This window comes from Dyadobacter sp. SG02 (assembly GCF_900109045.1).
Classification (GTDB): Bacteria; Bacteroidota; Bacteroidia; order Cytophagales; family Spirosomataceae; genus Dyadobacter.
Window position 1 is genome coordinate 316287 of record NZ_FNYL01000005.1, and the last position, 13650, is coordinate 329936.

The following is a 13650-nucleotide window of genomic DNA, read 5'->3' on the forward strand; positions in this document are numbered from 1 at the left end:
TCAATAAAACTAGGATCATGAAAAATCTTTACTTGTATCTCACGGGAATTGCCTTGCTGGCATCGGGGGCCGAAATGGTCAGCCGATTTGCCGGGGATACCCTCCAAAATCATGAATGGGTTACCCAAAAGGACAAACAAATCCTTGCCGTAGCGCCTTCTACCGAAAAAATACCTTATGCCCGCGTACGTAAAACCCAGAAGGGAACGCGGATGATGTTAATACCGAGTATAACCGCCACAAACACCTACGTCATATCCAACGACACCGGCCTGAGCGGAGGCTCGGCGGGGGATGAGCTTACCTATACCGTGACAATTACGAATGGCGGTACCGATGCAAACGGAGTGTCATTCACGGAAACGCTCGACCCCAACACCACGCTCGTACCAGGCTCTGTTACAGCCAGTCCGATCGCCGTAAACGACTCTTATAATACGATTGGAAACGTCGGGCTGGACATTCCTGCCGGAAGCGGCTTGCTGAGTAACGACATCAGTCCTGCGGGTACCGCCCTCACCATTACAGGATCCACCACGATCACAACCGCCCAAGGGGGAACCGTGACGGTTAACGCCTCGAACGGCGCGTTCGTCTACGATGCTCCTGCCGGTTATACCGGAAACGACACATTCAACTACACGATTACCAACAACTCCGGTGCGACATCCACTGCCACCGCTACCATTGTTGCCACCGGAGCCATATGGTTTATAAACGACAATGCGCCTGGCGGCGGTACCGGAACGCTTTCCAAGCCATTCAACACGATTTCACAATTTCAGCTGATCAACGACAACGGAAACCTGCACGCAAAAACGGGGCATACGATCTTCCTTTATTCAGGAGCTTACAGCGGCAGCTTCACACTGCTTAGCAACCAAAAACTGATCGGAGAAGGATCTGGTAGCGACCTGCTTACGATCGGTCCGTTTGCTCAACCAAGCGGTACGAACCTACTACCAGTCCTCGGCGGAACAAGACCTGACATTACTTCTTCCGCGAATGCCATAACAGTAAACACCGGCAATACCATTCGAGGGCTTAACGTCGGCAACACTACCAACTCAAAAATCAACGGCTCGTTTACCAACAGTAGTCTGTTCATCCGCGAGGCCGCTCTGACGGGTAGCGGAAGGGCTCTTTCCATATCAGGTGCTACATTGGATGCGGAATTCTCCGAGGTATCGTCAACATCCACGTCGGGAGGTGCTGCCGTAACGGTTGCATTAACGACCGGCGGAACGCTCAAAATCGCTACGGGTAGTATTAACGCTACCAACAACGGAGCCATCGCGATCTCCGGCACCTCGCTTGCATTGACCGCCTCATTTGTATCGGTATCAAGTTCAGGGACAGCGAAAGGGATCGCCATTTCGGGTACTACCGGAACTTTCCAAATCACCGGAACAGGTACCACCGGCGGATCGGGCGGTACAATCCAGAACATCTCTGCACGCGGTATCGAACTGTCGGGAGTAGCGGGTGTTACCATTAAAAACATGAACCTGAACAATGCGAACACCGCAGAAGGAACACTTCCCGCGTCGCAAGTGAATACAGGCGCCAACGCCGCTATTTACGCGCTTAATGTCAATGGCCTTACTCTGGACAGGGTTGTCATCAGCGGCACGATTGTACAGGAAGGAATCAACATGAACGGCGTGAAGGACTTCACGTTTACAAATGGATCGGTTGCCAGCTCAGGCAGTGTGGGTGATCCTGTCCAGGCCAGCCAGGAAGGATGTATTTACGCCATCAACACGTCTGGGACCTGCAAAATCAGCTCTGTTACATTTACTTACGGAGCCGGCAGGGCGGTGTATTTCGATAACACAAACACCAACCTGGACCAACTTTCGGTTATTAGTTCCAGCTTTTCCGCCTCTAATGCCGGTTTGCAAATGTATGCCCGCGGAACTTCGAAAATGAAACTCCGTGTCACCAATTCTACATTCACCAACTGCGGAACTTCCGGTGTGGAAGCTTACTCCACCGACACCGGAGAGCTCCAAGCCGACGTTTTGACCAATAATATTACACAAAGCTCGGTTGGAACCGCGGTTGACATTGGCGCTGCCGGTAACTCAACCGCTAAATTCAATGTAAACGGCAACACCGCTTCTACACGCAACGGTCCGGGGCTTAACTTTTATGGAACAGGCAACGGGTATCTCGAGGGCAATGTCAACGGCAACAACTTAACCAAGGTTGCGCAGGCGGGATCAGGGATACGCGTAAGTACCAACGACGCGGGCAGCCATGCAACTGTTAACATCGAGAATAATGTGCTGAACCCATGGTCTGACGGAGCCGGTATCGTTGTCGAATCCGTTTCCTCAACCGGTGCGCTCACCAACGCGATCATCAACAACAATACCTTGCCTATGACCGGCGCAGCGACTGCTTTGTACGGTATCGACGTGGTGGCGACGAGCGCTATTCCGAATACGGCGAAAATCTGTGCAAAAGTTACGAATAACAAAGTGACGCCCAACACAACCCCAAGCTTCAACGGCTACTCCGCGCGGTTTAGGGCGGGCGTAAACACTACTCCTCCGACCGTCGCACAGATTTTAATGCAGGGAACCGGGTCAACCACCGAACAGGTCTGGATTGCAGGAGGTAACACGCCTACTACCCCCAGTGCTCCCGCTCCTGCGGTTACAAATCAGAGTGGCGCCGGTACATTTACGTTTGGCCCAGGTGTAACCTGCGCGTCCGCGAGCGTGCCGTTACTGCCTACCCTGCGCATGAGCGCCGAAGAGCCGGAAGTAGCAAGAATCGCTGCCGAACAGGATTCGACGGAGGGGGCAACAGAAGAGCAGACGGCACAGGCAGCAACAATCGTTGAAGAAGCTGTTGAACCTGCTAAACAGGAAGCTCCGGCGGTAACTGCAAGCCCTGCACGTACAGAAGCAACCCAGGCAGGCGAAACGATCAACGTCAATGGCACCGGCAGCGGTTTCAATATTCCTGCGGGTAAAAACGTGGTCATCAAGTTCAAAGCGACCATTAATAACAATATCCCGACATCAGTTTGTCAGGTATCGACACAAGGAACCGTAACCGGTACCAATTTCTCCCCTGTGCTGACCGACGATCCGAACACCGCAGGCAGCAGCAACCCGACCGTTACGCCGGTTACGTCGGTTCCGGTAATCACTTTCTGCCCGGGCAACCAGACTGTCTCGCCCGACGCGGGAACCTGTACGTCGACACAAACTTTCACGGCGACAGCGGACGGATGCCCTGCCCCTACCATTACTTACAGCGTGGGCGGCAATCCGATCACATTCCCGTATGCATTCCCTGCCGGAAACACCACCGTGCTCGTGACGGCTTCGAACGGCATCGGAACTGCTCCTACCTGCTCGTTCACCGTGACGGTAACCCCTACCCCGGCACCTCCGATCACCGACCAGCCTGATGCTGCAACTATCTGCGCAGGTTCCGGAACGTCGTTCACGGTGGCGACTTCGCAAACGGGCGTAACTTACCAATGGCAGAAAAAACCATTCGGCGGCTCATTCTCGAATATTACGACAGGTACCAACCCGACTGCGGACGACGCAACGCTGACGCTGAGCAATGTACCGGCTTCCGATAACCTTTCGGAATACCGCTGTATCATTACAAACCCTTGTAACAACACTACTTCCGACGCGGCAGTGCTGACTGTGAACCAGATCACCGGTTCGAGCGTCGCCGGGACTACTACCGTGAACCAGGGGGCATCTGCGCCAAACGTTACGTTCGGTGCTACCGGCGGTACATTGCCGTACACGTTCACTTACAAGATCAACAATGGATCGAACCAGACCGTGAGCACAACGGGTGTCAACACGACCGCTAACGTAAGCCAGCCTACCACTACCGTAGGCGTGTTCACGTACGAGCTCGTGAGTGTGACGGACGCGCAGAACTGTACGCTGACGCCGCCTTCGGCCCAGACAGCCACTGTAACCGTAGCGAATAACCTCACCGCGACGATTTCGGGCAGCACCACTGCTTGCGAAAACGAGACTGAACCTGTGATTACGTTTACAGCAGTGAATGGTATCGCGCCGTTTACATTTACCTACAAAATCAATGGTGGAACCGATCAGCAGGTAACGACTACCGGCGCCAACACGACGGCGACGGTGAATGTACCAACCTCTGCGACGGGTACATTCGTTTACTCGCTCACCAACGTAAGCGGTGCCGGAGGTGCTACAACGCCGATAGCCGGGCAGACTGCGACGGTGAATGTCAACGTCAAACCGACCATCGCCCTGACCGGCGCAGAATACCAATGCGACTTCGTGGCGGACCCGCAAACGTACACGGTATTCTTCACGGCTACCCCGGGCGCGGTCATCACCACCGATAAGGGAACGGTTAACGGAAGCACGGTAACAGGCATCCCAAGTAAAGAGACGGCGCTTATCGTAGCCACGCTGAATGGTTGTTCCGACACGCTTACAGCTTTCAAAGACTGCTCGATGCCGGTAACCCTGATCGATTTCAGCGGTGCAAAAGTTGAAAATACGATTGCATTGAAATGGAATACTGCGGAAGAAACCAACAGCGACCATTTCGATGTACAGCGCAGCGCCGATGGCAAAAGCTGGGCAACGATCGGGGCTCAGAAATCGCGGGGCGAAAGTTTCGCCGAGGTGAATTACGGTTTTGTTGACAAAAAACCTGCTTCCGGCGATAACTACTACCGCCTGAAAATGGTAGATGCCGATCAGACTTTCGCTTACAGCAAGATTATCAAAGTCGGTTTCGACAATGCAGCATTGCTATCCGAGTTCTATCCAAACCCGGTTTCCGACATCCTCAACCTGAAAAGTACGGATTGGAGCCAGGTGAAATCGGTGGAACTGCATAGCCTGACCGGACTTTCCGTTTACAGATCGGGTAAGGCCATTGCGAAAACCATCGATGTGAAGAACCTGCCGGTAGGCATGTATATTCTGACGATCACGCATAAGAACGGTGAAGTTGTTAACCGGAAAGTGCTGATCAACCGATAATTACGACACCAATGCGTTATTAAAGTGTTGTTTAGGTTTAACTGTATCAGGCGGGGAGTTTCTCTCCGCCTGATTTTTTTATATAACCGCCTGTTTCTTTTGATTCGCAGGTGATTCGTATAAATTTGAGTTTTACACTTCCAGATGACATCCTTGAAAATGCAGCAGAAACGGGAGATTGCGATCCATATCGGTATATGGGTGATTATCCTTCTCCTGCCCTACTTTGTCTCGTCCGCCGGCGAAGGATACCGGATCGGTGGTTTACCGGCCGCTTACTTTATGCTTGCAGGGATAGTCCATGCGGGGATCTTCTATTTCAATGCATTTTATCTCTATCCCAAACTTGCCCATGGCTGGCGCTGGTGGCTGTATATCCCCTGCTCTATGGCGTTGGTAGTGGCTTCATTTCCCCTCAAATACCAGCTCGTCGCCCAATGGTTTCCGGAGGTCGTGCTCAGAAACTCGGCCGGGTTGATATTCGGCCCGTCCATATTGGTATTCGCCGCGAGCCTGGTTTACCGGCGGGTCAGTGACGGAATCCGGAAGGAAAGGGCGCGGAAAGAATATGAGGTGCAGCAGGTAGCCGCCGAGCTGAAATTCCTGCGGTCGCAGATAAACCCGCATTTCCTCTTCAATGTACTTACAAGCATGGTGGCACTGGCCCGCCAAAAGTCCGACCTGCTGGAAGATGCGTTACTCCGGCTATCGGACCTTATGCGTTACATGACGTACGAATCGCAAGCCACCCGGGTAACCTTGAAGCAGGAAGCGGAGTATCTCAAAAATTACATCGAATTGCAAAAACTGCGCTTTTCAGACTCGGTTCGCATTGACGTTCAAATCCGGTTAGATGATGAAACCGCCGGCCTGCTCATCGAACCGATGCTGCTGATACCTTTCGTCGAGAATGCATTTAAATATGGTGCGACAGGGCTTGAAGACCCCTTTGTGAATGTCCGCCTTGAAGCGGCCGGCGGCAAACTCACATTATCCGTTGAAAACACTTACGATCCGGACCCGTTTAATGACAAGGACGGCAATTCGGGCATCGGACTCGACAATGTGAGGACACGCCTCAGACTGATCTATCCCGGAAATCACAGCCTTGTTGTCGGCGATGAAGGCACCGTATTCCGGGTCATATTCAAGCTTAATTTAATATGATGCGATGCCTGGCCGTTGATGACGAAAAACTGGTGCTCGACCTCCTCGTCGATAATATCCGGCAAGTGCCCTATCTGACACTCGTGAAAACGGCGCGGAATGCGATGGAAGCCATTGAAATACTGCAAAACGAGCCTGTCGACCTCCTTTTTCTGGATATTCAAATGCCGCGTCTCAGTGGTTTGCAATTCCTGAAAACCCTCCCCGACCCGCCGCTGGTGATCCTCATTACCGCATATGATAAATATGCATTGGAAGGTTTTGAGCTGAACGTGGTCGATTACCTGCTCAAACCGGTGAGTATGGAGCGTTTTCTGAAAGCCTGCAACCGTGCCTATGACTTGTTTCAACTCAAACAAAAAACGCCCGAACTCATTGCTCCGGCGGCAATACCCGATTTCTTCGTGAACGTCGAATATTCGTTGGTGAAAATAGTAGCGGCAGATGTGGCCTGGATCGAGGGATTGAAAGATTATGTCAAAATCCATCTTTCGTCGGCTGCAAAGCCCATTATCACCCGCATGACTTTCAAAGCATTGGAAGAAAAATTACCGGAACCGGCATTCGTCCGTACCCATAAATCCTATCTGGTAGCTGCGCAAAAAATTACTGCCGTCAAGCGTGATTTTGTCCTGATCGGCGACGTCGAAATTCCCGTCAGCGAGCATTACAAGGACCATCTCCGCAAAATCCTGCACATTTCGCCCGAATAGTCGTCGCAGGATTTTACCGTTTCGTCGCAGGCGTTAGCCGCCTTGTCTACTCTTCCTGAAACGTATTGGAGCATGTCATAGCTTTGGTCAAAAAACAAACAAAGCCATGATTTCCAATGCATTTACATTTAAACTCATCCTGACGGCAGCCGGCTTGTTGCTTGCGCTCGCCGTCCGGGCGCAGACGCAGATCGGCGGCGAAGTAACCGGCCCGTTGGGCGAGCCCGTTCCCGGCGCGCATATCCGCATCAAAGGCTCCCAATCCGGTACAGTAGCCGACTCGCTCGGCAATTTCTCCTTCGTGCCTGCGTTGCGCGGCCACCAGATCCTCGTCGTCTCGTCGCTCGGTTTCAAAACGCATCAGCAAGCCATCACCATCGCCGACAGTGCGCTAACGCTTTCCATTACCCTGGACGCAGCCGCTAATACCCTCGACGCGGTGACTGTGAGCGCCGGCAGCTTCGAAGCCAGCGATAAAGCCAAAGGCGCTTCCCTTACGCCCATCGACGCCTACACGGTAGCAGGCAATGGCGGCGACATTTCCAATGCGCTACGCTCGCTCCCGGGCGCGCAGCAGGTGGGCGAGCGCGAGGGACTGTTCGTGCGCGGAGGGACCAGTGAGGAAACCCGCATGTTCGTTGACGGTACGCTCATGAAAAACCCGAACTACGCTTCCGTACCGGGTATTATGCAGCCGGCCCGCATTAACCTGTTCCTTTTCAAAGGGGTATTGTTCAACACGGGCGGCTACTCGGCATTGTACGGACAGGCCATGAGCAGCGCATTGATCCTCGAAAGTATTGATCTGCCCGAAAAAAGCTCAGCCAGTTTCAGCCTGTTCCCTTCGAACCTCGGGGCGGGTTTCCAGCATTTATCCAAATCCGGGCGGAGCAGCTACGGCGGCGGGATCGCATACAGCAACCAAAGTTTGTACAACAAAGTGGTGCCGCAGCGCCCCGATTACTATCACGGGCCGGAATACACCAGCGCCAATGCGAACTTCCGCCTTAAAACCGGGAAAACGGGCATGCTCAAAGCATATGTAGCCTTCGCCGAAAGCAACATCGGCATGCGCAACCCCGATACCGACAGCGCCTCCCTCCGCTCCGATTTCAGGCTGAAAAACCCGAATATCTACGGAACAGTAAGCTACCGGACAGACCTGGGGCCCGACTGGCGGCTGGACGCGGGCATTGCGTACACCTTTGACAAGAATACGGTCCGCAATCGCCTGCTCAGTGAAAATAGCGAGCCCATTGCCATACCCCATGCCCCGTTTTCAGCCAGGAACAGCGACATTACTCTCCGTTCGCATTTCGCCCAGGGTCGGGCGGTACTTACCCGCAACTTCGCGCAGAACCAGGCTTTACGTTTTGGCGCAGAGACATTCTATTTCAAAGACGTTCAGGACTTCAATGGCATGGCAACCCCGCTCCGCGACCAGCTTTCGGCTCTATTTATCGAGAGCGACCTGCACATCGGCGAGCATATTGCGTTCCGTCCGGGGTTGCGGGCCGAATATTCGAGCCTTCTGCGAAAAGCCGTCGCAGCCCCGCGTGCGAGCCTGGGCTACCGGCTTGGAACGGGCAGTCAGTTAAACCTGGCGTATGGTATTTTTTACCAAAAGCCTGAAAACCGGTATCTGTTCCAAAACCTGCAACACGGATTTTCGCGGGCGGAGCATTATGTGCTCAACTATTCGAAAAAGGCCAACAACCGGTTTTTCAGGACGGAGATTTATTACAAAAAATATCGCGACCTGGTGAAAACCTACCCGGACGTCGGCCTCGGGGGCGATGGGTATGCACAGGGATTCGAGCTTTTCTGGCGCGATAAAAAGACCATCCGTAACCTCGATTACTGGCTGACCTACACTTACCTGGATACGAAACGCAATTACCTCGATTATCCCGAAAAGATCAGGCCGTCGTTCACCAGTCCCCATACCTTTACCATTGCGGTAAAGCGGTTTTTCCAGGAAATCAGCACGAATGTCAATGTTTCGTATTCCTACGCTGCCGGCCGGCCGTATTACGACATCCGTTCAGGCGCCGACGCCGGTACCCGTATTTACGATTCCGGCACCACCCGCCCCTACAACGTGCTGAACCTGCACGTTTCGAAAATGATGCGCTTTTTCAAAAAATCGAAATTCAGGGATTATTCGGGCTTCGCATTCGGCGCCAACAATGTACTGGGCACGAAACAGGTATTCGGATACACCTACGCTTACAACGGCCAGTTCAGAACGCCCATTACCCTCCCCGCCACGCGCTTCTATTTCCTCGGCATCTTCATGAGCCTCGGCATCGACCGCACCGAAGACCTGCTCGATCAGAACTGAAAGTGCAAAACCACCCAGACCAATTCAATCAATCATTCAGTCATTCAATCATTCAATCATTCAATCATCATGAAACACCTCATCACCACCATCCTGCTCATTTGCACCGTAGCATTCACATTTGCGCAAAACGGCGATTACACCGCTCAGTTAGAAGCCTCCGTGAAGAAACTCGACCAGGCCAAATCCGTCGGCGATTTCCAGCTCCTTGAAAAAACGTTTGTACAACTTGGTAATGCCCAAAAAACCGAATGGCTACCCTATTACTATGCCGCTTTTTGTAATGCCAAAACAGGATTTCTCCTGCAAGACGACGGTGAAAAAATCGAACCTTACAGCATCCGGGGCGAGGCTCAGATCAAGAAAAGCGAGTCGCTCGCAAAGGGTGACGGCAAGGTTCTGGCGGAAATTTATGTCGTTCAGGCGATGATCTACCGCACCAAAGTTTTCATCAGCCCTATGACTATGGGCAGGCAATTCGGGCCGCTTTCCGACCAGTTTTTAAAGAAAGCGCAAAAGCTTGACGCCGAAAACCCGCGGGCCATTTACCTCGAAGCCTGGACGAAGTACTATACGCCCAAATTATGGGGTGGCGACAAGGACCTGGCCAAAGAGCTCGCCGGAAAAGCCATTCAGAAACTCGGTAACGCGGCATTCGGCGTCGTGCCGCATTGGGGCAAAGCGGAGAGCGAAGCGCTGCTCCGATAACCGCCACTCACCAGCTGATTACACTTCATCATTGTTTCACTTAAATTTCCAAGACCATGTTTTTCGGATTATTGATTTTCGCACGCATTCTATTTGTGGCCTGTATGGTTTTCATCATCGGCTACATTTACGGTCCGTTCTCCCAACGCCGCGGCCTCACCATCGCCGCACGTATCGCAGCTATTGCGGTCATCTTCGCATTTATCCTGATGAACATCTTTGCATTTCGTGCGGGGCCCTTCCGCGGAGGGCCGCCTCGCCACCACGCACATTGGGAGCATTGCGACGACCATCCCGCGAAGGCGGATACAAAACCATAGCGAATTCTATTTGCCACCCAACGCCCTGCCTCCCCGCAGGGCGTTTTTTATTGCCCCACCCCAAAAATCCCCAATATTTTACCGGGATAATGTAAAAATCACCCTGATTAAGCGCCCCATTAATGGTTTGTTAACCATTTCTTAATTAGCCCCCGATTACTTTGACCCCACGGTTCGGCCGACCGATTTCATGCATTTAAACGAACAGGAACTTAACCCTACGGTATGAACAAACAACTTCTATCAAAACCCTTATGCAGGCAATATGTCCGGACGACGCTCTGGCGCGTATGCACTGCATTATGCCTGATGGTGCTCGTGCAAGCGGGCGCGCTGGCGCAATCGGCCGCGGATGAAACGCTCATCAGCGGTGAAATTAAAGACGAGAAAAGCAGCGCCATTCCCGGCGCGAGCATTGTGCTGCAAGGCACCACGAAAGGTACCACTACTGATGCCAATGGAAAATTTTCGCTTTCCGTTCCTAAGTCGGGATCGGTGATTATCGTGAGTTTTTTAGGTTATAAAAGGCAGGAAATTGCTGTCGGTAACCGCACGAACTTTAATGTACAACTCGAACCGAGCACGGATGAATTGCAGGAGGTGGTCGTGGTGGGTTATGGTACGCAACGCAAGCAAACGCTCACCGGCGCTATTTCGAATATTGTTTCCGAACAGATCAAAACCACGACGCACACGAGCTTGGCCCAAAGCCTTCAAGGTAAGGTGGCCGGTGTGCAGATCCGCCAGAACTCGGGCGAGCCGGGCTCGTTCAGCACGAGTATCAATATACGCGGCTTTGGCGAGCCTTTGTACGTGGTCGACGGTGTGGCGCGGGACGGCGGTTATGAGTTCCAGAAGATCAACCCGGACGATATCGAGAGCATTTCGGTGCTGAAAGACGCTTCGGCTGCCATTTTCGGTATCCGCGCAGGGAATGGCGTGGTGATCGTAACGACCAAAAAGGGTAAGCAGGGAAAGCCGCAGTTTAGCTACAATATGGTATACGGCCGCCAGAGCCCTACCGATGTGCCCAAAATGACGAGCGCGTTGCAATGGGCCGAAATGCGGAACGACGCGGCGAAGAACCTGGGCGAGAACCCGGTGTATTCACCCGAGGAAATCGAGAAATTCCGCAGCGGTGCGCCGGGTTACCAGGGTACCGATTGGTACAAGGAAACGTTGAATAAATCGGCAAGCCAGCAGCAGCATTTCATTTCCGCATCCGGCGGCGAGGGCGTGGTGAGCTACTTCACGAGTTTTGGTTACCAGAAGGAAAACGGTTTGCTCAAAAGCGGCGATATGGGTTACCAGAAATACACCTTCCGCTCCAATATTGGTATCGATTTAACCAAAAACCTGAAAGCGGACCTGATCCTCTCGGGGCTATTCGATAAGCGGGAGCAGCCGGGCGATAACTTCTTTAACATCTATAAAGGAACCCGCATTGCATTGCCTACGGAGCGCCCTTATGCCAACGACAACCCGAAATACCCCGCATTGCTCAGCGGCGGCTATAACCCGGTAGCGCTGGCCGACAGGGGCCTGACCGGCTACTCGCAGGAGGTGAACAAGTTCTTCCAATCGACCTTCGCATTGACCTACACTGTCCCATTCGTACCGGGACTGCGCATTAAGGGCTTGGTGGCTTACGACAGCAACAACTATCGCGCCAAGTCGGTCTCGAAGGCTTACAACCTCTATACTTACGACGCCGCGACCGACAAATACACCGCCCACGCTCAGCGTAACCCGTCGCGGATCGGCAACAATTTCACGGACAACAACCGCATTACCTTCCAGGGCCAGCTATTTTACAATACCGTCATCGCGAAGAACCATAACCTGGGCGCGACATTGGTATATGAGCAACAGGAATCGCACAACCGCTGGGCGGGGCTTGGCCGTGAATACGCATTCTTCACCAACGACCAGATCGACCAGGCGGGGCTGAACAACCAGACTACCAGCGGTTCGGAATCGGAATATGCGAGCCAGTCGTACGTGGGCCGGTTAAATTATGATTTCAAAGAAAAGTATTTGCTGGAAGTCGCTGCGCGGTACGATGGTTCATACCGTTACCACCCCGACCGCCGCTGGGGCTTGTTCCCGGTAGTATCGGCCGGCTGGCGGATTTCGGAGGAGAACTTTATCAAAAGCATTCCATTCATTTCAAATCTGAAACTGAGAGGTTCGTACGGACTCGTGGGTGCCGACGCGGGCGCGCCGTTCCAATACGTGCCCGGCTTCTCGCTCACAGGTGGCGGTGGGTATGAGTTTACCAACGGCAACTATACCACCGGCGCGGCTTCCCCGGCGATCGTAAATGAGAAACTGACGTGGTTCAAGTCGAATATCCAGGATATCGGTATCGACCTCGGTCTTTGGGATAACAAAATCGATTTGACCTTTGACATTTACCAGCGCGACCGCAAAGGCCTGCTCGCACGCAGGAACGTTTCGCTGCCCAATACATTCGGCGGTACCTTGCCCGAAGAAAACCTGAACAGCGACCGTGTACGCGGGATCGAATTCTCGGCCGCCTACAATGGCCAGATCCGCGATTTCAAATATGGTATTTCGGGTAACTTCAACTTCGCGCGCACGCAAAACCGCTACGTGGAGCGCGGCGAGTTCCTCAGCAGCACGGACAAATGGCGCGGCGGCGCTACCAACCGGTGGAACGACGTGGTATGGGCCTACCAGCTCGAAGGCCAGTTCCAGAGCAAGGACGAGGTCATTTACGCACCGATCCAGAATGGCGACCTCGGCAATACCCGCGAGCTCCCCGGCGATTTCAGATACAAGGATGTGGACGGAAACGGCATTATCGATGGTAACGACGCCATTCCGCTGTTTTTCGGCGGCGATCCTAAAATGTATTATGGTCTTACTTTGAATGCTTCGTGGAAAGGCTTCGATTTCACGGCATTGTTCCAGGGCTCGGGCAAGTACAGCGTGCGTTTCCGCGAGGTGTATGCCGAAGTGTTCGCATTCCGCGGCAATACGCCCGAGTACTTCTACGACAGATGGCACCAGTCGCCCGACGGCCAGTGGATCCCCGGCGAATGGCCTGCTTCCCGCTTCAACTACAATGTGGGCGCGATGTACGCCGAAAGTGGCGCATGGCGGAAAGATGCCTCCTACCTGCGTTTCAAGAGCGCGCAGCTGGGTTACACCTTCAACCTCCCATGGCTGAAAAAGATCGGTATCAACGATGTCCGCGTGTATGGCAATGCGCATAACATCTTCACCTGGGCCGATTCGTTCGTGAAACCTTTCGATCCTGAAAAAGTAGAAGGATTGTTCGGTGCGGGGCTTACCTACCCGGTTACACGGAGCTACAACTTCGGGATCAATGTCAAATTCTAATATTA

General features: G+C 53.1%; 7 protein-coding genes. All 7 read left to right on the top strand.

The window, feature by feature from the left end; genetic code table 11:
• The first annotated feature begins 17 nt into the window (after nt 1-17).
• Nucleotides 18-5024, top strand: a complete 5007-nt coding sequence (locus tag BMW93_RS14280; RefSeq protein WP_090377078.1) for an Ig-like domain-containing protein — start codon at nt 18-20, stop codon at nt 5022-5024.
• A gap of 144 nt (nt 5025-5168) precedes the next feature.
• Nucleotides 5169-6191: a sensor histidine kinase gene (locus BMW93_RS14285; RefSeq protein WP_090377081.1), complete on the top strand. Its 1023-nt coding sequence runs from the start codon at nt 5169-5171 to the stop codon at nt 6189-6191.
• Complete coding sequence (locus tag BMW93_RS14290; RefSeq protein WP_090377084.1) at nt 6188-6904, top strand: LytTR family DNA-binding domain-containing protein; 717 nt, start codon at nt 6188-6190, stop codon at nt 6902-6904. Before BMW93_RS14285 ends, BMW93_RS14290 begins: the two co-directional genes overlap by 4 nt.
• Nucleotides 6905-7010: 106 nt before the next feature.
• Nucleotides 7011-9248: a TonB-dependent receptor gene (locus BMW93_RS14295; RefSeq protein ID WP_090377087.1), complete on the top strand. Its 2238-nt coding sequence runs from the start codon at nt 7011-7013 to the stop codon at nt 9246-9248.
• A gap of 69 nt (nt 9249-9317) precedes the next feature.
• Entirely contained in the window at nt 9318-9956 is a 639-nt protein-coding gene (locus BMW93_RS14300; RefSeq protein WP_090377089.1) for a hypothetical protein, read from the top strand.
• A 56-nt stretch (nt 9957-10012) separates the two neighbouring features.
• Complete coding sequence (locus BMW93_RS14305; RefSeq protein WP_090377092.1) at nt 10013-10276, top strand: hypothetical protein; 264 nt, start codon at nt 10013-10015, stop codon at nt 10274-10276.
• 225 nt (nt 10277-10501) lie between these two features.
• Entirely contained in the window at nt 10502-13645 is a 3144-nt protein-coding gene (locus BMW93_RS14310; RefSeq protein WP_090377095.1) for a TonB-dependent receptor, read from the top strand.
• Nucleotides 13646-13650: the final 5 nt, after the last annotated feature.